At 74.9% G+C, this 21575-nt stretch carries 16 protein-coding genes; 12 read left to right on the top strand and 4 right to left on the bottom strand.

The window, feature by feature from the left end:
- Positions 1 to 328 precede the first annotated feature (328 nt).
- The 6 genes from ACIQOW_RS00420 to ACIQOW_RS00395 all read left to right on the top strand — a co-directional run bounded on the left by ACIQOW_RS00420 (position 329) and on the right by ACIQOW_RS00395 (position 8254).
- Positions 329 to 1633: a M14 family zinc carboxypeptidase gene (locus ACIQOW_RS00420; protein WP_401077934.1), complete on the top strand. Its 1305-nt coding sequence runs from the start codon at positions 329 to 331 to the stop codon at positions 1631 to 1633.
- 132 nt (positions 1634 to 1765) lie between these two features.
- Positions 1766 to 2623, top strand: a complete 858-nt coding sequence (locus ACIQOW_RS00415) for an IclR family transcriptional regulator (protein ID WP_401077931.1) — start codon at positions 1766 to 1768, stop codon at positions 2621 to 2623.
- 465 nt (positions 2624 to 3088) lie between these two features.
- Positions 3089 to 4798 (top strand): ABC transporter substrate-binding protein, encoded by a 1710-nt coding sequence (locus tag ACIQOW_RS00410; RefSeq protein ID WP_401077928.1) that lies wholly within the window; start codon positions 3089 to 3091, stop codon positions 4796 to 4798.
- Complete coding sequence (locus ACIQOW_RS00405; RefSeq protein WP_401077925.1) at positions 4795 to 5754, top strand: ABC transporter permease; 960 nt, start codon at positions 4795 to 4797, stop codon at positions 5752 to 5754. Before ACIQOW_RS00410 ends, ACIQOW_RS00405 begins: the two co-directional genes overlap by 4 nt.
- The gene (locus ACIQOW_RS00400) at positions 5751 to 6626 is read left to right on the top strand and encodes an ABC transporter permease (protein WP_401077922.1); all 876 of its coding nucleotides are present in this window, start codon (positions 5751 to 5753) and stop codon (positions 6624 to 6626) included. The genes ACIQOW_RS00405 and ACIQOW_RS00400 overlap by 4 nt, the downstream gene beginning before the upstream one ends.
- Positions 6623 to 8254 (top strand): dipeptide ABC transporter ATP-binding protein, encoded by a 1632-nt coding sequence (locus ACIQOW_RS00395; RefSeq protein WP_401077919.1) that lies wholly within the window; start codon positions 6623 to 6625, stop codon positions 8252 to 8254. Before ACIQOW_RS00400 ends, ACIQOW_RS00395 begins: the two co-directional genes overlap by 4 nt.
- A 67-nt stretch (positions 8255 to 8321) precedes the next feature.
- Here ACIQOW_RS00395 and ACIQOW_RS00390 read toward each other — a convergent pair whose 3' ends face one another.
- Together ACIQOW_RS00390 and ACIQOW_RS00385 are read right to left on the bottom strand one after the other, a co-directional pair.
- Positions 8322 to 9356: a GDSL-type esterase/lipase family protein gene (locus tag ACIQOW_RS00390; protein WP_401077917.1), complete on the bottom strand. Its 1035-nt coding sequence runs from the start codon at positions 9354 to 9356 to the stop codon at positions 8322 to 8324.
- Positions 9353 to 10864, bottom strand: a complete 1512-nt coding sequence (locus ACIQOW_RS00385; protein ID WP_401077914.1) for an MFS transporter — start codon at positions 10862 to 10864, stop codon at positions 9353 to 9355. Before ACIQOW_RS00385 ends, ACIQOW_RS00390 begins: the two co-directional genes overlap by 4 nt.
- Positions 10865 to 11070: 206 nt before the next feature.
- Here ACIQOW_RS00385 and ACIQOW_RS00380 point away from each other — a divergent pair, with 206 nt between their 5' ends.
- From ACIQOW_RS00380 to asnB, 5 genes are all read left to right on the top strand, one after another.
- Positions 11071 to 12264, top strand: coding sequence for an acyltransferase family protein (locus ACIQOW_RS00380; protein WP_401077911.1), 1194 nt, complete (start codon positions 11071 to 11073; stop codon positions 12262 to 12264).
- Positions 12265 to 12377: 113 nt separating this feature from the next.
- Positions 12378 to 13580, top strand: coding sequence for a cytochrome P450 (locus ACIQOW_RS00375; protein ID WP_188301126.1), 1203 nt, complete (start codon positions 12378 to 12380; stop codon positions 13578 to 13580).
- A 208-nt stretch (positions 13581 to 13788) separates the two neighbouring features.
- Entirely contained in the window at positions 13789 to 15411 is a 1623-nt protein-coding gene (locus ACIQOW_RS00370; protein WP_401077908.1) for an aromatic amino acid lyase, read from the top strand.
- Between the two features lie 138 nt (positions 15412 to 15549).
- Positions 15550 to 17001, top strand: coding sequence for a phenylacetate--CoA ligase family protein (locus ACIQOW_RS00365; RefSeq protein ID WP_401077905.1), 1452 nt, complete (start codon positions 15550 to 15552; stop codon positions 16999 to 17001).
- A gap of 227 nt (positions 17002 to 17228) precedes the next feature.
- A complete protein-coding gene (gene asnB / locus ACIQOW_RS00360; protein ID WP_401077902.1) occupies positions 17229 to 19046 on the top strand; it encodes an asparagine synthase (glutamine-hydrolyzing) in 1818 nt (605 codons plus the stop codon).
- Between the two features lie 151 nt (positions 19047 to 19197).
- Here the strand turns inward: asnB and ACIQOW_RS00355 are convergent, their stop codons facing one another.
- Together ACIQOW_RS00355 and ACIQOW_RS00350 are read right to left on the bottom strand one after the other, a co-directional pair.
- A complete protein-coding gene (locus ACIQOW_RS00355) occupies positions 19198 to 20037 on the bottom strand; it encodes a class I SAM-dependent methyltransferase (RefSeq protein WP_401077899.1) in 840 nt (279 codons plus the stop codon).
- 88 nt (positions 20038 to 20125) lie between these two features.
- Positions 20126 to 20980, bottom strand: a complete 855-nt coding sequence (locus ACIQOW_RS00350) for a cyclase family protein (protein WP_401077896.1) — start codon at positions 20978 to 20980, stop codon at positions 20126 to 20128.
- Between the two features lie 86 nt (positions 20981 to 21066).
- On the opposite strand from ACIQOW_RS00350, the gene ACIQOW_RS00345 reads away from it, so the two are divergent.
- On the top strand, positions 21067 to 21573 hold the full coding sequence (locus ACIQOW_RS00345; protein ID WP_188301132.1) for a MarR family winged helix-turn-helix transcriptional regulator: 507 nt from the start codon (positions 21067 to 21069) through the stop codon (positions 21571 to 21573).
- The last annotated feature ends 2 nt before the right edge of the window (positions 21574 to 21575 follow it).

The following is a 21575-nucleotide window of genomic DNA, read 5'->3' as shown; positions in this document are numbered from 1 at the left end:
GGGCGCCGTCCGCCGTTGACACGCCAGGACGGGCCGTGCGGTACTGACAGGGCTCCGCCAAAGACATCTGCACCCCTTCCGGACACGGGAGTTGAGTCGTACGCTCGGCCCTCGTCGGTTTTCCGGCCGGCGCGCCCCTCCCTCCGCTCCACCACGGCTCCTCCCGCCCTGTCACGGCCCGGTCCGCCCCACCGGGCCCCTCCCGTCTCCGCACCGCCGCCGTCCCCGGCCCGCGGTGCCCGCCCCCGTCCCCCGCCCGCACGCCGTGCCCGGCGGCGCACCCGCACGCCTGCGCCCCGGCGGCCGTACGACCGGCGCAAGGAGAACCATGACCGACACCGGTCGGCGGATCCGTCCCCTCCGGCCCCTCGACACCCGGCCGGCCCGCTACCCCACGCCGGCCCAGGCCGAGTCCGCCGCACGGCGGCTCGCACTGCGGCACCCGGACCGCTGCCGGCTGCGCGAGGTGGGCCGTTCCAGGGCCGGGCGCCCGCTGCTGCTGCTCTCCGTGGACCGCGGGCCGCGCGCGGTGCTGGTGGTCGGCGGCCCGCACCCCAACGAGCCGATCGGCACCGCCGGGACCGTCCGGCTGGCCGAGGTGCTGCTGGACCGCCCCGCCTGCCCCGGGCTCTCCTGGCACCTGCTGCTCTGCCTGGACCCGGACGGCGCCGCGCTCAACGCCGGCTGGCTGGACGGCCCGCTCACCATGCGCCGCCACTACGAGCACTTCTTCCGCCCCTCCTTCGAGGAGCAGCCCGAACTGCTGCCCGCCCCCGGCTCCGGCCGCCCGCCGATGCCGGAGAGCCTGGCGCTGACCGAGCTGATCGACGAGCTGCGCCCCTTCCTCCAGTGCTCGCTGCACGGGGTGGACTTCGGCGGCGCGTTCGTCCAGCTCACCCGCCCGGTGCTGGGCCTGGCCGGGCGCTTCGCCCGGTCCGCGCAACGGGCCGGCGTCCCGCTCGACGTGGACTCCTACGACGCGATCGGCTGGGCCAGCCCTGACCCCGGCACCTATCTGATGCCGGCCCCGGGCGCCGGCGGCTCCCGGGCCCTGCCGGACGAGCCCGAGCTGTCCACCTGGTCGTACGCGGCCCGGTACGGCGCGGTCACCGCGGTACTGGAGGTCCCGATGTGGGCGGTCGACGCGGTCGGCGACGGCCGCCCCCACCCGGCCGGGGCCGGGGCCCTCGCGGCCGCCGCCCACGACCTCACCGCGCGTGCCGAGGAGCTCACCGCCCTGCTTCCGAGCGTCCCCGCGCACCGGCACGAGGCGTACGGCCACGAGGCGTACCGCTCGCTGCTGCGCACCGCCGAGTTCAGCCTGGCGGTCGCCCCGCGGGTGGCCGAGGAGTGGCTGGACCGCTGGGGCGCCGAGCCGCTCACCGCCTCCCGGGTGACCACCGCCGGGCTGGTCGCGGCGCGCGTGCCGCTGCGGGTCGCGTCGATCCTGCTGCGGCTGCTCGCCGACGTCCGCGGCCCCGGTGCGGAGGCCGCCCGTGACCGCGCCCGCGCCGTCGTCACCGACAGCCTGGACCGGCTGCGCCACCGCTTCGGTGCCCGCTGGGTGCCGGTGCAGGAGCAACTGGCCCACCAGACCCGGGCCGTGCTCACCACCGCCGACTGCCTCCTCTGACCCGCCCGCCCCCGCACGCGGCGGGGCACCCGTCGGGCGGTGTTCGCCGCGCGACGGGCCACCGGCGGAATCCGGCCGCCGGGTACCGGCGTTGGGGCCGGGGACGGGATACCGCGGTGAAGGGTGGGGCCGGTGGCGGGCAATTCGGGGGAGGCCGGGGGCCGTTCGGTGGCCGGGCGGGTGTTCGCGGTGCTGGAGGCCTTCGACGGGGAGCGGGAGTCGCTGCGGCTGGCCGAGATCGCGCGGCAGGCCGGGCTGCCGGCGCCCACCGCGCTGCGGATGGTGCGTGAGCTGGTCGCCTGGGGCGCGCTGGAGCGGCAGCGGGACGGCGGGTACCGGCTGGGGCGACGGCTGTGGGCGCTGGGGTCGCTGGCGCCGTGCCTGCGGCGGGTCAGGGAGTTGGCGCAGCCGGCCCTGCGGGACCTGCACGAGCGGACCGGGCAGACCGCGCTGGTGGCGGCGCTGGACGGCCGTTCGGCGCTGCTGCTGGACCGGTTGCCGGGTGCGGCCGCGCCGTCCTCGCCGTTCCGGGTGCGGGTGGGCGGGCGGATGGACCTGCATGCCACGGCGGTGGGCCGGGTGCTGCTGGCGCACGCGCCGGAGGCGCTGGTCAGGGAGGTGACGGCGGGTCTGTCCGCGGCGGGCGCGCGGCACACCAGGGACACGGTGGTGGCGCCCGGCCGGCTGGCCAGGGAGCTGGCGGCGGTGCGGCGCGGGGGCGTCGGGTACGCGCGCCGGGAGATGCAGCCGGTGTACGGGGCGGCGGCCGTGCCGGTGTTCCATCCGGACGGCTCGCTGCTGGCCGCGCTGGGCCTGGTGGTGGCCGCGCCCGTCGATCCGGCCCGGTTCGAGGCGCGGTTGCGCGAGGCGGGGCGGCTGATGACGGCCGGGGTGGCGCGTTCGGTGGCCGAGGAGGCCGGGCAGGCCGGGCAGGCCACGGGAAGCGCGAAGGGGACGGAGGGGACGGACCGCGCGCGTTCCACTGGGTGAAACCCCGTGGTGGCCAGGAACCGCCGCTACCGGGCACCCTGGTGCGCGATACGGGCGAACGCGCAGGCATCGGAGGCCGCAGTGCACAGCAGCGGTGGCAGGACCCCGGCCGTGCGGGGCGTCGCCCCGTCGGCGGGCGGTCCCGGCGGCCGCGGCCGATGTCGCGCCCTCGAAAGCGCTCTCGAAAGCGCCCTCGGCGGCGCCCGCGCCCCTGGCACCGCTGTGCCCGGTGCCCTGAGCCGCGCCTCGGTCTGACCCCGGCCCGGCAGCCGGGCCGAAGCCCGAGCCGACGCCCGTCCGGCCCCTGACCCGGATCCCGATCCAGCCCGGCCGACCGTCGGCCGACCGTCCGGCCGTCCGGCCGAAGGCCCGAACCCCGGCGCCCCCTCCCCCGCCCCGCCGCGCACACCCGTGCCCGGCGGCGGCCCCGTACGCCCTCCACCGGCACCACCAAGGAGTTCACGCATGCCCAGCAGACCCGTGCCCGCCACCCGTCCCACCCCCCGCCGCACCGCCCGCCGCACCGCCCGACCGTTCGCCGTCCCGACCGCCCTGCCCGCCGCCGGACTGGCGGCGGTGCTGCTCGCGGGCTGCTCCTCCGCCGGCCCGGCCGGGTCGGGGGCGGGCGCCGAAGGGGTTCCGGTGCGCGGCGGCACCCTGAAGTACGCGGTGGCGGTCGGCACGTCCTGCCTGGACCCGCACGTCAGCCCGGGCGACGTGACGGCGGTGATCCAGCGCAACGTCTTCGACTCGCTGGTGTACCTGGACGACAAGGGCGCCTTCCACCCGTGGCTGGCGAAGTCCTGGGAGGTCTCGCCGGACGCCAGGACGTACACCTTCCGGCTGCGCGAGGGCGTCACCTTCCACGACGGCACCGCCTTCGACGCCGCCGCGGTGAAGGCCAACCTGGACCACGTCAAGGACCCGAAGACCAAGTCGCTGTACGCGGCCAGCCTGCTCGGCCCCTACACCGGCGCCGAGGTGGTGGACCCGCTCACCGTCCGGGTCTCCTTCGCGGATCCGTACGTGCCGTTCCTCCAGGCGGCCGCCACCCCGTACCTGGGCATCGCCTCGCCCAGGTCGCTGGCGGAGAAGGCGGACCGGCTGTGCGCGGGCGGCGCGGACTCGGTGGGCACCGGGCCGTTCAAGGAGACCGAGTACGTCAAGAACGACCACGTCGAGTTCCGGCGCAACGACGCCTACGCCTGGGCGCCGGAGGGCGCCGCGAACCAGGGCGCGCCGTACCTGGACGGTCTGACGATCCGCTTCCTGCCCGAGGACTCGGTCCGGGCCGGCGCGCTGACCAGCCGCCAGGTGGACGCGGCCACGCTGCCGGTCACCGCGGTGCGCACCGCCCGGGCGGCCGACGGCATCGAGGTGAGCCGCACCCAGAACCCTGGCGTGGTCTACTCGCTGTTCCTGAACTCGACCCGCGGCGCGCTGCGGGACGAGCGGGTGCGCCAGGCCGTCCAGCGGGCGGTGGACGTGGAGGCGCTGGTCAGGAGCATCTACTTCGGCGAGTACGAGCGCGCCTGGAGCCCGCTCAGCCCGACCACCCCGGCGGCGTACGAGGCCGGGCTGAAGGACGCGCTCCCGCACGACGCCGCGGCGGCCGGCCGGCTGCTGGACGAGGCGGGCTGGAGCGCCAGGGACGGCGACGGCTACCGGGTGAAGGACGGCAAGCGGCTCACCCTGCACTGGCCGTACATCGCCTCGCTGGTGCGGGACCAGCGCGACACCCTGGCGGCGGGCATCCAGGCCGACCTGAAGAAGGCCGGGATCGAGCTGGTGCGCGACTCCATCGACAACGGCACCTACTTCAGGATCTACGCGAGCGGCGACTACGACCTGTGGGACAACTCCTGGGTGCGGGCCGACCCAGCGATCCTGGCGGGCTTCTACCTCTCCTCCAACACCCCGGCCGCGGGCGGCCAGAACGTCTCGCTGAGCAGCGACCCGGCGCTGGACGGCTGGCTGACGGCGGGCGCGGCGACCACCGATCCGGCCGCCCGCAAGGCGAACTACACCAAGGCCGAGCGGTGGGCGGTGGAGCACGGCACGGTGCTGCCGCTGTACGTGACCACCAATCTGATCGGGCACACCCAGGCCGTCCGGGGCCTGGCGTTCGACGCGAACGCGTGGCCGCAGTTCGCCGGCGTCTGGAAGACCAGGTGACACGGGTCGCGCGCGCGGTGCTGAACCGCCTGGGCGGCGCGGTCCTGGTGCTCTGGGGCGCCGCCACCCTGGGGTTCCTGGCACTGCACCTGGTGCCCGGCGACCCGGTGTCGACCCTGCTCGGCGGTTCGGTGACCACCGGCTCGGCGGCCGTCCGGGCCGAGATCACCCGGGAGTTCGGGCTGGACCGCCCGCTGTTCTCGCAGTACCTGACCTTCCTCGGCCGGCTGCTGGGCGGCGACCTCGGCCGCTCCTACCAGCAGCAGCAACCGGTGAGCCGGATCATCGGCGAGCAGCTCGGCCCCACCGCGGCGCTGGCGCTGACGGCGTTCGGGCTGATCCTGCTGTTCGCCCTGGTCTCCGCGGTGACCACGGCAGGGCGGGGGCGGGCGGTGCGCGGCGCGGCCTCCGGGGCGGAGCTGCTGGCGGTCTCCACCCCGCCGTTCTGGCTGGGTGTCCTGCTGCTCACGCTGTTCTCCTTCCACCTGCGGCTGTTCCCGGTCGCCGGGGCGGAGGGCTGGCAGTCGCTGGTGCTGCCGGCGGTCACCCTGGCGGTGCCGTTCGGCTCGCTGCTCTCGCAGGTGCTGCGGGAGGGGCTGGAGTCGGCGCTGCACGAGCCGTTCGCGCTGACCGCCCGTTCGCGCGGGATCGGTCCGCTGGCGCTGCGCGGCCGGCACGCGCTGCGGCACGCGCTGGTGCCTGCGGTCACGCTGGGCGGCTGGCTGGTGGGCGGGCTGCTGGGCGGGACGGTCCTGGTGGAGACGGTGTTCGCCCGGCCGGGTCTGGGCCGGGTGGCGCTGGACGCGGTCAGCGGGCACGACCTGCCGGTGGTGACCGGGCTGATCCTGCTGTCCGCGGCGGTCTACCTGGTGGTGAACACCGCGGTGGACGCGCTCTACCTGCTGATCGATCCCCGGCTGCGCGGTGCCGGTGCGGTGCGGGAGGTGGCGGCATGACCGGCTCCGTCGTGCCCGCCGCCGGGCCGGCCGCCCGGAAGGTCCGCTCGGCCGGCCGGCGGGCCGCCCGGGTGCGCCCCGGGGTGCTGCTCGCCGCCCTGGTCCTGGCGGCGGCGGTGCTCGCCTGCGCCTGGCCGGGGCTGCTCGCGCACGCCGACCCGACGGCGGCCGAGCCGGTCGCCGCGCTCACCCCGCCCGGCTCCGAACACTGGCTGGGCACCGACCAGTTGGGCCGGGACGTGTACGCCAGGGTGGTGCACGGCGCCCGCTACTCGCTGCTGATCGGGCTCGGCGCGACCGCACTGTCGGTGCTGGCCGGCCTGCTGGTCGGGCTGTCGGCCGCGCTGTCCGGCCGGATCGGCGACCAGGTCGCGATGCGCGCGGTGGACGTCCTGCTGGCCCTGCCGGAACTGCTGCTCGCGCTGCTGGTGATCGCGGTGGTGGGCCCGGGCACCGGCAACGCGCTGCTGGCCATCGCGATCGCGGCCACCCCCGGCTTCGCCCGGCTGGTGCGGGGGCGGGCGATGGTGGTGCGCGGTTCGGAGTACGTGCGCGCCGCGACGGCGCTCGGGGTGCCCAGGACGGCCGTGGTGCTGCGGCACGTGCTGCCGAACACGCTGGGGCCGCTGACCGTGCCCGCCACGCTGGCCGTCGGCAGCGCCGTGGTGTCGGGCTCGGCGCTCAGCTTCCTCGGGCTCGGCCCCAGGGCGCCCGCCCCCGAGTGGGGGGCGATGCTCTCGCAGGGCCGCGACTTCCTGTCCACCGCCTGGTGGATCGCGGTGTTCCCAGGGGCCGCCATCACCGCCGTGGTGGTCGCGATCACCGTGCTCGGCCGACAGTTGCACCGCCGCCTGGAAGGACGGACGCCATGAGCCCGATCGTCGAACTGGAGGGCCTGAACGTCGAGTTCGGCCACGGCAGACGGCGCACCACGGTGGTGGCCGGGGTGTCGCTGACACTGTCGGCGGGCGAGTGCCTGGCGCTGGTCGGCGAGTCCGGCTCGGGCAAGAGCGTCACGGCCAGGACGCTGGTCGGGCTGACCGCGCCCGGTGCCGCCGTACGGGCCGAGCGGTTCCTGGTCGAGGGCCGGGACGCCGCGGCCTTCGGCGAGCGGGAGTGGCGCCGGGTGCGCGGCCGGACGGTCGGGCTGGTGCTCCAGGACGCGCTGTCCGCGCTGGACCCGCTGCGCCGGGTGGGCGCCGAGGTGGCTGAGCCGCTGCTCGCCCACCGCGTCCTGCCGAAGGCCGACGTGCCCGGCCGGGTCGAGGAGTTGCTGGCCGCCGTCGGGGTGCCGGAGCCGGCCGAGCGGGCCCGGCAGTACCCGCACCAGCTGTCCGGCGGGCTGCGCCAGCGGGCGCTGATCGCCTCCGCGCTGGCGGCCGGTCCGCGGGTGCTGGTCGCGGACGAGCCGACCACCGCGCTGGACGTCACCGTGCAGGCCCAGGTGCTGGACCTGCTGGGCCGGTTGAAGGCCGAGGGGACGGCGCTGCTGCTGATCAGCCACGACCTGGCGGTGGTGGCCAGGCTGGCGGACCGGATCGCGGTGATGAAGGACGGCCGGATCGTGGAGAGCGGTCCGGCCGGGCGGGTGCTGGGCGCGCCGGAGCACCCGTACACCCGGATGCTGCTGGCGGCCGCCCCCGATCCGGACCGCCCGGCCCCGGCCCCGGCCCACTCCCCCGCCGAAGTCGCCGCCACCGCCACCGCCACGAAGGACGAACTCCTCACCGTCCGCGGCCTGGTGAAGCGCTACCGCACCCCGGACGGCGGCCTGCGGGAGGCGGTCGCCGAGGTGTCGTTCGGGCTCGCGCCCGGCGAGACCCTGGGCATCGTCGGCGAGTCGGGATCCGGCAAGAGCACCACCGCCCGGCTGGTGATGGGCATGCTGGCCCCGGACGCCGGCGAGGTGCTGCTGGACGGCCGGCCGTGGAGCGCGCTGCCCGAGCGCGAGCGCCGCCCGGCCAGGCCCGCGGTGCAGCTGGTCCACCAGGACCCGCTGGCCTCCTTCGATCCGCGCTTCACCGTCCGGCGGATCCTGGCCGAGGCGCTGGCGGTCGCCGGGGTGCCCCGCGGCGCGGCCAGGCGGGAGCGGGCGGTCGGACTGCTGACCCAGGTGGGCCTCGGCGAGCAGCACCTGGAGCGGCGGCCGCACGGGCTGTCCGGCGGGCAGCGCCAGCGGGTGGCGATCGCCCGGGCGCTGGCCACCGGGCCGCGGCTGCTGGTCTGCGACGAGCCGGTGTCCGCGCTGGACGTCTCGGTGCAGGCGCAGGTGCTGGAGCTGCTGGCCCGGCTGCGGGCCGAGCTGGGCCTGGCGATGCTGTTCATCTCGCACGACCTCGCGGTGGTGCGGCAGGTCAGTGACCGGGTGCTGGTGATGAAGGACGGCAGGGCGGTCGAGTACGGCCCGGTTGAACGGGTGTTCCGGTCGCCCGTACACCCGTACACCCGGCAGCTGCTGGCGGCGGTGCCCAGGCTGCCCGCGCGGGCCGCGGCGGCCTGACGGCCACCGGCACACGGCGGTGCCCCGACGGGAACGTCCCGTCGGGGCACCGCCGTACGCCCGGGGTTCAGCCGGGCAGCAGCCGCCGCAGGATCGGCGCGGCCCGGTCGGCCAGGTCGTGCTCGCCGTCCGGGGTCGGGTGCAGGCCGTCCGCGTACACCCGGTCGGCCTCGGCGACGGGCAGCACGTCCCGGCCGTCGATCAGGTGCAGCCGTCGGTCGCCGAGCCCCTGGAGCACCCGGACCGCCTCGCCGGTCAGCTCGCGGATGCCCTCCAGGGTGAGTCCGGCGGCGTTGACCGCCTTCTCCCGCTCCACCGAGGGCAGCGCGGTGATCACCGCGATCGGGGTGTCCGGGTGGCCGTCGCGGACGGTCTCGACGAACCCGCACACCGCCGAGCCCCAGCTGCGCGCGGTGAACACGCTGCGGATGTACGCGTTGGTGCCGATCTCCAGGGTGATCAGCTCGGCCGGGCTGTCCCTGAGCACCCGGGCGACCAGCGGGTCCAGGTACGCCTCCCCGGCGAAGCCGAGGTTGCGCAGCCGCCAGCCGTGCCGGACGGCCACCAGGGAGACCCAGCTCTCGGACGGGCCGTGCGGGAACATCGCGTGGGTGAGCGAGCTGCCGTAGGCGATCCAGCGCGGCCCCGGCCGTTCGACGGGCTCCAGCACCCGGTGGCCGCGCAGCGAGAGCCGGCCGATCCGGGTGCGGCTGAGGTGCGGCAGCCAGACCTCCACCTCGGCCGGGCCGTCCGCTCCCGCGGGCAGTGGCAGGGCCAGCCGGTGGCGCCCGGACACCGGGTGCCAGCGGTGGGCGACGACGCCGTCCACCACCACGTCCAGCGGTGCGCTGCCGGATTCGGCGTCCAGTTCCAGGACCAGTTCGACGGCGTCGGTGCGCAGGCCGAAGCGGGCGCCGGCCGGGAGCCGGGCGAGGCGGGCGAAGTCGGCGGAGAGCGTGGTCGCCACCCGGTCCAGCGGCAGGCGCAGCGGGATCCAGCGGTCCTCGTGGCGGGCCAGGCCGCTGATGCCGTCCCAGGAGATCCTGGGGTCGTCCGGGGTGAGCCGTTCGACGGCGGTGGCGGCGGGCCTGGTGGTGGTCACGCCCGCCCCTCCCGGAGGTTCGCGGCCAGGGTCTGCGCCTCTGCGGGCGCCGTGTCCGCGGCGGTGCCATCCGCCGGCGCCCCGTCAACTGCCGTTTCGTCCGGCGCTGCCCCGTCCGCCCCGCCCTTCGGCGCACCGAGCCCGAGGGCGGCGGCGACCAGTCCGACGGCCGAGAAGACTGCGGCCACCAGGAAGGCCCAGTGGTAGGCGGAGAGCGACGGCGAGGCGCCGCCGACGCCGGTGAGCACGGCCGCGCCGACCGCGACGCCGATGCCGCCGCCGAGCTGGAGGGCCGCGGTGACCAGCGCGGTGGCCAGGCCCTGGTCCTCGTTCTTCACGCCGCTGACGGCGGCGATGTTGAAGGCGAGGAAGCTGGTGCCGTTGCCGAGCCCGTGCACGATCAGCGCGGGCAGCAGGACGGCCGGGTAGCTGCTGTCGGTGCCGGTGCGCAGGAACAGCAGGATGCCGCCGCCCTGGAGGAGCAGGCCGAGGACCGCTGCCGGGCGCAGCCCGGAGCGGTTGATCAGCTTGGGCGCGAGGTTGACGGCGAGCAGGATCGCGGCGGCCATCGGGACGATCGCCAGGCCCGCCTGGAGGGCGCTGTAGCCGCGCACCTGCTGGAGGTAGAGCAGGGCGATGAACTGCCAGCCGATGGTGGCGCAGGCCCAGACCAGTCCGACGGTGTTGGCGGTGGACAGGGTGCGGGAGCGGAAGATCCGCAGTGGCAGCAGCGGGTCGGTGCGGCGCTGCTGGATGACCACGAAGGCGGCCAGCAGGACGACGGCGGCGATCAGTGAGCCGAGGGTGGCGGTGGAGCCCCAGCCGACCTCGGGGGCGCGGACGAGTCCGAGGACGAGCAGCAGGACGCCGGCGGTGGCGGTGAGCGCGCCGGCCGCGTCGAAGCCCGGCCGCTCGCCGGTGCGCGGCAGGTCGGGGGCGACGGCGCGGTTGGTGACGGCGAGGACGAGTGCGGCGACCACGAAGGGGACGAAGAAGACGAGCCGCCAGTGCAGTTCGGTCAGGACGCCGGAGAAGACCAGGCCGGCCGCGTAGCCGCTGGCGCCGGTGAGGGAGAAGATGCCCATCGCGCGGGTGCGCTCGGGGCCCTCCTTGAACGTGGTGGTGATGATCGACATCGCGGCGGGGGCGATGAAGGCCGCCGCGACGCCCTTGATGACGCGGCTGACGACCAGCAGGGTGCCGTCGGAGACGAGCCCGCCGCCGAGGCTGGCCAGGGCGAACACGGCGGTGGCCCAGAAGAACAGCCGGCGGCGGCCGAAGAGGTCGGCGGCGCGGCCGCCGAGCAGCAGGAAGCCGCCGTAGGCGACGGCGTAGCCGGAGATGATCCATTGCAGTGTCTGCGGCCCGAGGCCGAGGTCCTGCCTGATCTCCGGGAGGGCGACACCCATCAGGGAGACGTCCATCGAGTCGAGGAAGAGCTGGGCGCAGAGCACCAGGAGTGCCAACCCCTTGTGCGCGCCGAGGGTGCGGGGCGCCGTGTCCGGCATCGGCCCTCTCCCTATCCGTCTGGCAGACAATCGTCTGCATCTCAATCAAGTGGACCGAAAGTAGCAGCCAAATCATCTAGCGTCAAACAATCTCGGCACTACACGAACACCAACACCCCTTGCATCGCGCTGAGTTGACTTCCTATTGTTTGATAATTGCCGAACCTTAGAAATTTCGGCCCTTCGTACGGGGGAGTTGCCCACCCATGCCCGAATCCGTCAGACGTCCCCGCCTGCCCTCCCTCACCGGCATCAGGTTCCTGATCGTGGTCCCGGTCTTCGCCTTCCACGCCGACATGGAGAAGCCGTTCGGCGACGCGGGGGTCGCCGACGCCTACGCCTGGCTCGTCGCCAACGGCGCCTGGACGGCGATCAGCTGCTTCTTCGTCCTCAGCGGCTTCGTGATCACCTGGGGCTCCCGCCCAGGCCACGGCGCCCGCGGCTTCTGGCGCCGCCGGGCCGCGAAGATCTACCCGCTGCACGTGCTCACCTGGGCCGCCGCGCTGGTGCTGCTCGCCGCCGCGGGCACGGCCGCCACTGCCCGCCAGGCCGTTCCCAACCTGTTCCTGGTGCACACCTGGAACCCGGACCGCGAGGTCTTCTCCAGCCTCGACGACGTCAGCTGGTCGATCTCCTGCGAGATCTTCTTCTACGCCGCGTTCCCGCTGCTGGTGCGCTGGATCCGGCGGATCCGCCCCGAGCGGCTCTGGGCCTGGACGGCCGGGGTGATCGCCGCGGTCCTGCTCGTCCCGGCCGCCGCCGCCCTGCTGCCGGACCACCCTCCGCTGCCCTTCGGCTCCGGCTCGGTGTGGCAGTTCTGGTTCGTCTACGTGTTCCCGCCGGTGCGGCTGCTGGAGTTCGTGCTGGGCATCCTGCTCGCCCGGATCGTCCTCACCGGCCGACGGCTGCCGATCGGGGCGCTGCCCGCCGCGCTGCTCCTCGTACCGGCCCAACTCCTCGCCAAGCAGCTGCCGTTCCTGTGGGGCCTGACCACCCCCGCGATCCTCCCGATCGCCCTGCTGCTGCCCGCGCTCGCCGCCCGGGACGTGGCCGGCCGCCGCTCCTTCCTGACCTCCCGGCCGATGGTCACCCTCGGCAGCTGGACCTTCGCCTTCTACCTGGTCCACCGGCTGATCCTGGACCACGGCCACCGCGCCCTCGGCGCCGGACGAGCCTTCACCACCCCGGTCGCCGCCGCGCTGCTGCTCGGCGTGTTCACCGCCGCCTGGCTGCTCGCCGGGCTGCTGCACCGGTACGTCGAACTCCCGGCGGTACGGCTGCTCGGCACGCCCCGACGGCAGCGCCCCGGCAGCCGCACACCCCCCGACCCCGCCGCGGACCCGGCACCCGAGCCCGCGCCCTCGACCTCGACCTCATCCGACCTGGCCGCCACCACCTGAGCCGCCACCACCTGAGCCGCCACCGACCGCGACCACCACGACCACCACTGCGACCACCACGACCACCACCACTGCGACCACGACCCGACCCGACCCGACCGAGAGGCAGACCGATGACCGATCAGGACCTCACCGCCTACCCCCTCCCGCTCTCCCCCTACGGCGAGCCGCCCGCCGAGTTCGCCGAGCTGCGCGCCCAGTGCCCGGTCAGCCGGGTCCGGCTGCCCAGCGGCGACCAGGCCTGGCTGGTCACCGGCTACGACGAGGTCGTCTCCGCGCTCTCCGACCAGCGGCTCTCCCGGGCCGCGCTGCGCGAGCCGGGCGCGGTGCGCACCGTCTCCGGCGAGGACTTCTCCGACAACCCGTACAACCTGCTCAACCAGGAGGGCCCCGACCACGCCAGGCTGCGCCGGCTGATCTCCCCCGCCTTCACCCCGCGCAAGGCCGAGCGCTGGCGCTCCCGGGTGGTCGAGATCGCCGACGAGCTGATCGACCGCCTGCTCGAAGGTCCCCGGCCGGCCGACCTGCACCACGACTTCGCCGCCGTGCTGCCGGTCTGGGTGATCTGCGAGATGGTCGGCGCCCCGGTCGAGGACCGCCCGCTGCTCCAGCAGTGGACCGACCGGCTGGTCTCCATCACCGCCCACACCCCCGAGGAACGGCTCGCCGCCCGGCAGGAGTCCGCCGCGTACGTGGCCGGGCTGGTCGCCGAACGCCGCGCGAACCCCGGCGACGACCTGCTCTCCACCCTCATCTCGGCCCGCGACGACGAGGACCGCCTCGACGAGCGCGAACTGGTCTGGCTCGGCATCAACCTGCTGGTCGCCGGGCACGACACCACCGTCAGCGCGGTCTCCAGGGCGCTCTACCAGCTGCTGCGCCACCCCGACCAGTGGCGGCTGCTCACCGAGCGCCCCGAGCTGCTGGAGAACGCGACCGAGGAACTGCTGCGCTACGCCCCGCCGTCCGAGATCGGCTTCATGCGGATCGCCACCGAGGACCTGGAGCTGGCCGGCACCCCGGTCGCCAGGGGCGAGGGCGTCATCCCGGTGATGCACGCGGCCGGCCGCGACGTCCGCCGGGTGGACGACCCGGAGCGGCTCGACCTCACCCGCACCGACCCCAGGCACGTCGCCTTCGGCCACGGCGCCCACTACTGCCCCGGCGCGGGCGTCGCCCGGATGGAGCTCCAGGTGGCCTTCGGCACCCTGGCCCGCCGGCTGCCCTCGCTGCGGCTCGCGGTGCCGGCCGACGAGGTCGAGTGGCTCGGCGGCCTGCTGACGCTGCGTCCGAAGGCGCTGCCCGTCGAGTGGTGACCGCGTCCGGCACCCACGACCCGGCCCGACGGCCCGTCCGTTGGGCCGGGTCCCCGGTCGCCGCCCGGCCGTTGGGACGGGCTCCGGTCCGTACCGATGCCCGAAGACGGAACACCCGTGCGATCCCGAGACTTGGGGCCAGCCGGTACACCGTCCCGCACCGACCGGACCGACCGGACCGCCCGCTCCGCCCAGGAACGAGGACCCCATGCCCGCCACGCCCGCCCTGGCCCTGACCGGCCACGACCTGACCCTCACCGACATCGTCTCCGTCGCCCGGGCCCGCCCCAACGCCCCCGGACCGGTCCTCGCCCCCGCCGCCACCGGTCGGATGACCGCCTCCGTCGCCCTCAAGGAGGACTGGCTGGCGCGCGGCATCCCGCTCTACGGCATCACCACCGGCTTCGGCGACTCGGTCGCGCACCAGATCTCCGCCGACCGGGCCGCCGCGCTCCAGCGGAACCTGGTCACCTACCACCTCAACGGCACCGGCCCGACCGCCGCGCCCGAAGTCGCCCGCGCCGCCCAGCTGATCCGCGCCAACTGCCTGGGCCGCGGCCCCTCCGCGATCCGCCCCGCCGTCGTCGACACCCTGCTGCGCCACCTGGCCGCCGACCTCCTGCCGCTCATCCCCGAACGCGGCTCGCTCGGCGCCAGCGGCGACCTCGTCCCGCTCTGCTACCTGGCGCACGCCCTGCTCGGCGAGGGCGAGGTGCTGCACCGCGGCCGGGTCCGCCCGGCCGCCGAGGCACTCGCCGAGGAGGGCATCGAACCGGTCGTGCTCACCGCCAAGGAGGGGCTGGCGCTGATCAACGGCACCGCCTTCACCTCCGCCTTCGCCGTCCTGGCCGCGCACGACGCGGCCGAACTCGCCGCCGCCGCCGACATCGCCACCGCCCTCGCCGTGGAGGCGCTGCACGGCAACGCCTCGCACTTCCACCCGTTCCCGCACCGCCAGAAGCCGCACGCCGGCCAGCTCACCTCCGCCGCCACGATCCGCGCCCTGCTCGACGGCTCCGAACTCGCCACCGACTACCAGGGCATCCTCGACCGCCAGGAGCGCCTGGGCGACCGCGGCTTCCTCACCCACGAGCACCGCATCCAGGACCCGTACTCGCTGCGCTGCGCCCCGCACGTCACCGGCGTGCTGCGGGACACCCTGGACTGGGTGCGGCCCTGGCTGGAGACCGAGGTCAACTCCTCCACCGACAACCCGCTGTTCGACACCGAGGAGGGACTGCTGCACCACGGCGGCAACTTCTACGCCGGCCACGTCGGCCAGGCCATGGACAGCCTCAAGACCGCCGTCGCCAACATCGCCGACCTGCTCGACCGCCAGCTCGCCCTGGTGGTCGACCCCAGGTTCAGCCGCGGCCTGCCGCCCAACCTGACCGCCCCCGCCGCCGACACCGACACCCACGCCGGACTGCACCACGGCTTCAAGGGCATGCAGATCGCCGCCTCCGCGATCACCGCGGAGGCGCTCAAGACCGCCGCCCCCGCCTCGCTGTTCTCCCGCTCCACCGAGGCGCACAACCAGGACAAGGTGAGCATGGGCACGATCGCCGCCCGCGACGCCCGTACGGTCGTCGAGCTCGCCCGCGACGTCACCGCGATCCACCTGCTCGCCGTCGCCCAGGCGGTCGAGCTGCGCGGCCTGCCCAAGGCCTCGCCCACCCTCCAGAAGGTGCACGGCCTGATCCGCGAGCACGCCCCCTTCACCGACCGCGACCGGCGGATGGACGGCGACATCGCCGCCGTGGCCGGCCTCGTCCTGGACGGCTCGCTGCGCCGCGCCGCCGGGCTCCCCGAGCCCTTCGCCGCACGCTGAGCCCTGCCCCCCCGGGCCTGCTCCCCCGCGCGTCCCCACATCCCGTCCGGCATTCCGTCACGCATCCCGTCACGCTTCCAGCCCCCGCACCGGCACGTCCCCGACCGTGACTCCCCACAACCCGAGGAGCAATCGAAGATGTTGCTACTGCGCGACCGCGCACTGCGCCAGGACGCCGCCGAGCGCCTGGACTCCCACACCGCCCTGATCCACCGCACCTGGCAGGGCCAGGACCCGGCCGACCGCTACGGCGCCAAGCTCGCCGCCACCCTGGCCGCCGCGGTGCGCTCCCCGATGTACGCCGGCACCCTCGACGGCGAACTCGGCGAGCGGCTGCGCTCGGACACCCCGCTGACCGCCGGCGAGGCCCTGGAGGTCTTCGCCGCGCTGCCCTTCCTCGGCAAGAAGGAACTCGGCGGCCACGGCGCCGGCGCCTTCACCCGCCCGCTGTCCGAGTTCCTGCACTACTACGAGTCCTCCGGCACCACCGGCGACCCGGCCCCCGCCCCCAAGGCGGTGGACGACCTGCTGATCAACACCCTCAACATCGGCGAGATGTGGGGCCGGCTGCTGCGGCCCGCCGACGTCGCCCTGATCCTCATCAACGCCCCGTTCGCGCCCGCCGCCTACCAGTTCGAGAAGGTACTGGAGTACCTCGGGGTGATGTCCTTCCGCCCCTGGGTGGACAACATCACCGGCGACTACACCCGGGTGCTGCGGCTGATCTCCGAACTCGGCGCCAACGTCTACGTCGGACCGCCCTCCCGGCTGCTGGAGCTGGCCCAGTTCTCCCAGCGCAACGGCCTGCCGCTGCCCCGCTTCGACCGGCTGCTGCTGATGGCCGAACAGACCGGCCCCAGTTTCGTGCGCCACCTCGAACGCCTCACCGGCGCCACCGCGTACGTCGGCTCGTACGGCTCCTCGGAGACCGGCACCCTCGCCGTCACCTGCGAACACCGCAGGCTGCACCTCCAGTTGCAGAGCTACCTGCTGGAGATCGACGACGGCGAGCGCACCACCGTGCTCGACCCGGACGGCGACCCGGTGCAGGGCGAGCTGGTCGTCACCACCCTGGACATCCCCTCCCGGCCGCTGCTGCGCTACCGCACCGGCGACCTGGTCGGGATCGAGACCGACCCGTGCGACTGCGGCATCCGGCTGCCCGTCCTGCGCACCCTCGGCCGGGCCCAGGACGTCCTGCTGCTCGCCGAGAACAACATCCGCCAGGACGACCTGGAGGAGGCGCTGTGGGCCGAGGCCCTGCCGGGCGCCTCGGTGTTCAACTACATGCTGGTGCTGCGCGGCAGGAGCCTCGTCTGCCTGGTCACCACCGACGGCAGCCCGGACGGCTCCTGGTCGCGGGTGCTGGAACAGCGCCTCGCCCCGCTGTTCGAGGAGTACACGGTGACCGTCCACCCGGTGGAGAAGCTGCCCCCGCTGGCCTCGCTCGGCCAGTACCTGGGCTGGAAGCTCTCCCGGGTCCTCGACCTCAACGAGGAGGCCAACTGGGGCCGGCTGCCCGCCCCGCTCACCTCGCTGGTGCGCGAGTCGCTGGCGCAGGTCGCCGAAGCCACGGGAGGGAAGGCATGAGCGGGCGAAGCGGGCTCGTCATCGAAAGGTGCGCGTCGCGCGAAGCGCTCGCCGAGCACGGCGAGGTGGGCGCATGAGCGAGCGAAGCGAACTCATCATCGAAAGGTGCGCGTTGCGCGAAGCGCTCGCCGAGCACGGCGAGGTGGGCGCATGAGCGAGCGAAGCGAACTCATCATCGAAAGGTGCGCGTTGCGCGAAGCGCTCGCCGAGCACGGCGAGGTGGGCGCATGAGCGGGCTCGCCGGGCTGGTGTCGCGCACCGGGGATGTGCGCGAACAGGCCGATCTCGTACGGGAGTCGACCGACACCCTGACCCACCGCGGCCCACGCGGCGGCGACACCTGGCTGGCCAGGCACGCCGGCCTCGGCCACCGCCGGTTCCACACCGGGCCCCGCAACGACGTGCCGCAGCCCTGGTTCCCGCCCGAGCTGGACCCGGCGCCGGCCGTCATCGCCTTCTCCGGCGAACTGCTCAACCCGGGCCCGCTGCACACCGCGCTGACCGCCCGCGGCCACCGCATCCGCAACGGCTCGGACGCCGAACTCGCCCTGCGCGCCTACCTGGAGTGGGGCGCCGACGCCGCCGAGCGGCTGATCGGCGGCTACGCGGTGGCGATCTGGGACACCCGCACCGAGGAGCTGGTGCTGATCCGCGACCGGCTCGGCGTCGAACCGCTCTACTGGGCCGAACTCCCGGACGGCTCCCTCGCGTTCGGCTCCGAGCCGAAGGCCCTGCTGGCCGCCGGGCTGCCCGCCGAGGTGGACGCGGACGGCCTGGTGGACGTCCTCACCGTCGCGCTCAAGCGCCCCGGCGACGCCGTCTACCGCGGCCTGCACGAGGTCCGCCCTGGATGGCTGCTGGTGGCGGGGCCGAACGGCGTACGCCACCGGCGCTACTGGGCACCGGAGGCCGCCGAGCACACCGACGACGAGCGGACCACCGTCCGCCGGGTGCGCGAGCTGCTCGCCGACACCGTGCGCCGGCAGTCCGCCGACACCGGCGTCAAGCCCGGCGCCCTGCTCTCCGGCGGACTGGACTCCAGCGCCATCGTCGCCCTGGCCGCGGCCGGCGGCGACAAGGTCTCCACCTACTCGGTCGACTTCGCCGGCAGCGAGACCGACTTCAAGGCGGACGCCCTGCACGTCAGCCGGGACGCCCCGTACGTGCGCGCGGTGGTCGACCACGTGGGCACCAGGCACACCGACTTCCTGCTGGACGCCCCCTCGCTGCTCGACCACCTGGGCGCCACCCTGCGCGCCCGCGACCTGCCCGGCGTCGGCGACCTCGACGTCTCGCTGCACCTGCTCTTCCGCGAGGTGCGCGGCCACGCCGAGGTGGTGCTCTCCGGCGAGGGCGCGGACGACGTCTTCGGCGGCTTCCCCTGGTTCGCCGCCGAGGCCGCGAACCCGACCGCCAACTTCCCCTGGTCGGCCGGGATCTCCGACCGCAGCGGGATGCTCTCCGCCGACCTGCGCCGCCATCTGGACGTGGACGCCGCGGTGGCCGCCCGCTACGCCGAGGCGATCGCCGAGGTCCCCCGGCTGGCGGGCGAGTCGGGCGCGGACCTCCGGCTGCGCGAGGCCTTCCACCTCCAGCTGACCCGCTTCCTGCCGTTCCTGCTGGACCGCAAGGACCGGATGAGCTTCGCGGCCGGCCTGCTGGTCCGGCTGCCGTTCGCCGACCACCGGCTGGTCGAGTACGTGGGGAACGTCCCGTGGGCGCTCAAGCGGGTCGGCGGCCAGGAGAAGGGCCTGCTGCGCGAGGCGGTCGCCGACCTGCTGCCCGCCGAGGTGGTGCGGCGGCAGAAGAGCGGCTTCCCGTTCGGGCAGAGCCCGGAGTACCTGGCGGCGGTCCGCGAGGCCGTCCGCGCCCTGCTCGCCGACCGGGACTCGCCCGCGCTGCCGCTGCTGAACACCGACGCGCTGCGCGCCCAGGTGGACGGCGGCGACTGGCACACCGGCACCTTCACCCCGCCGCCCTGGCTGCCGCGCGCCCTGCTGCTGGACGCCTGGCTGCGGACGTACGGAGTCCGCGTGGTGTTCTGACCCTCCGACCGCACGCGGCGGCGCCGCCCGTACCCCTGGTCCACCGGGGTACGGGCGGCGCCGCCGTTTCCCCCGGCCGCACCGCGGGAGAACGCCGGCGGGCCGGCCGCCCCCGGAAGGGGTGACCGGCCCGCCGGCGGGTGCGGGGGCGTCAGACCCGCTTCCCCCAGGCGGTGAAGACCGCGAGGGAGAGGTCCCTGAACTCCGGGTCGGCCAGCTCCCGGTAGGCCGCCTCGAAGTCCTCGTCGGTGGCGAGCCCGGCGGCCAGCACGGCGGGGCGGGTCTGCTCCAGGGTGAGCCGCCACCACTCGGCCTCGTCGTCCCCGCCGGCGACCGGCTGGAAGCGAGCGTCGAGGCCGAGGCCGCTCAGCCCCTTGCCCTCCAGCGGCACCGGCAGGCTGCGCGCCCACTCGGTGTCGGTGCCCACCGCGGTCTCCAGGTGGCGGCGGAAGGCCCGCAGCACGGTCCGGTAGCCGGGGTGCGGCGAGTCCTTGATCGGGAAGAAGGCGGGCTCCTCCAGCACCAGCGTCCCGCCCGGGGCCAGCCACTCGACGAGCCGCTCCACCGCCTTCTCCGGGTCGGGCAGGTGGATCACCACGTACCGGGCGTGGATGAAGTCGAAGGAGCCGGGCGGGAAGTCGTCGGTGTAGACGTCGTGGCGCAGCACCCGCACGCCGTCGGCGGCGAGTTCGTCCAGGAAGGTGGTGTCGAGGTCGGTGACGGTCACCTCGGCGCCCTGGCCGGCCAGCCAGCGGGCGACCGAGCCGCCGCCCCCGCCGACCTCCAGCACCCGGTGCCCGGCGTGCAGGCCGAGCGCCAGGAAGCGGTCGCGGGTGTGCGCGTCCAGGACGGACTCCAGCAGCCGCAGCCGGTGCAGTTCGGTGCCGACGGCGTGGCTGAACACCCCGTCGCGGTAGCGCTCCTCGTTCCACTCCCAGCGTTCGCCGGTGGCCCCGGCGAAGACGGATTCCGAGCCGGTCTGTACGGTCATGGGCTTCTCCTGTGCTCGCGGGTCGGTCGGTGCGGACGGCGGCCGTCGGTCCGGACGGCGGCTGTCCGCCGGGCGGAGGCCGTCGGTGTCAGACGAAGGCGAGGACGCGGACCGGGCCGCCGGTCCCGCCGAGGTGCTTGGGCGCGCCGACCACGACGACGGCGCCGAGGTCGGGCACGGTGTCGAGCCCGGCGAGGCACTCGATGGCGTACTTGCCGGCCGGCAGCAGCACCCGGTGGGTGTCCGGGTCGGCCGGGCGGGTGCCCGGGTCGAGGCTGATCGAGTCGGTGCCGACGCCGACCACCGAACGCTCGGTGACCAGGAACTGCGCGGCCTCCACCGAGATCCCGGGGAAGCGGTAGAGCCCCTCGGCCGGGTCGAGGTTGAGGAAGGCGCCGGGGGTGTCGATCCGGTGCGCCCAGTCGTTGTCGACGGCGAGCAGCGCTCCGTCGGGGATGCGGCCGTGCCGGCTCTCCCACCCGAGCAGGTCGTCGACGGTCAGTTCGGTGACGTGGTCACGGGCGGCGCGCTCGCCGATCCGGACCACGGCCAGCGGCGCGACCAGGGTGTCGGCCGGGATCTGGTGGGTGGCCAGGCCGTCGTCGTCGAAGTGCGAGGGCGCGTCGAGGTGGGTGCCGATGTGCTCGTTGTAGGTGAGCTCGAAGGCGTTGTACTCGTGCTCGGCGAGGTTGGCGAGCCGCTTGATCTCCATCGGTCTGACGTACAGCTCGAAGACCGGCCAGTCCGGGCCGACCACGTGGGTGAGGTCCCGGACGGCGCCGCGCGGCAGGCTGATCGGGTCCCTGGCCCGCAGCGGCGCCGAGACCTCCGCGGGCCCGGCGGCAGCGGGATCGGCGCCGGCGGGACCGGTGGCAGGACCGGTGGCGGCGTGGCCGGTGGCGGCGTGGCCGGTGGCGCCCGCCACCGTCTCCGGTGAGCACATGGCATTCCCCTTCCTGGAGAACATCTATGGAAAAACAATCTCCTGAACGCGTTATGCTGGTGGCCCCGCCCGCAGAAGGAGTTCCGATGGCCACCGTCCCGCGGACGCCCCGCCTCGCCTCGCCCAGCCGGACGGAGGACGGGGGCGAGCGCCGCCAGTACTTCGCGACCCTCACCCGGGAACGCCCCGACATCGCGCTCTGCCGGGCCACCACCGTGGTCGCCCGGGCGATCGACGAGGAGCTGACCGGCGCCCGGCTGACGGTGGCCCAGCACCTGGTGCTGAAGATGCTGGACGCGGTCGGGGCCTGCTCCCAGCAGGAGTTGAGCGAGCAGCTGCGGATCGACCGCAGCGTCATGGTCGGCTGCATCGACGGCCTGGAGAGCTCGGGGCTGGTGGTCCGCGAACGCCACCCCCGCGACCGCCGCGCCTACGCCGTCACCATGACCGAGGCCGGGTCGCGGGCCCTGGCCGAGGCGGAGGCGGGCATCGCCCCGATGATGGACCGGGTGTTCGCCGCGCTCACCGCCGAGGAGCGCGAGACGCTGATCCGGCTGACCCGCAAGCTCCTCACCGTCCAGCCGGGCGGGTGAAC

This window comes from Kitasatospora sp. NPDC091335, from assembly GCF_044757205.1.
Lineage (GTDB): Bacteria > Actinomycetota > Actinomycetes > Streptomycetales > Streptomycetaceae > Kitasatospora.
This window is presented reverse-complemented; position numbering and strand designations above follow the sequence as displayed.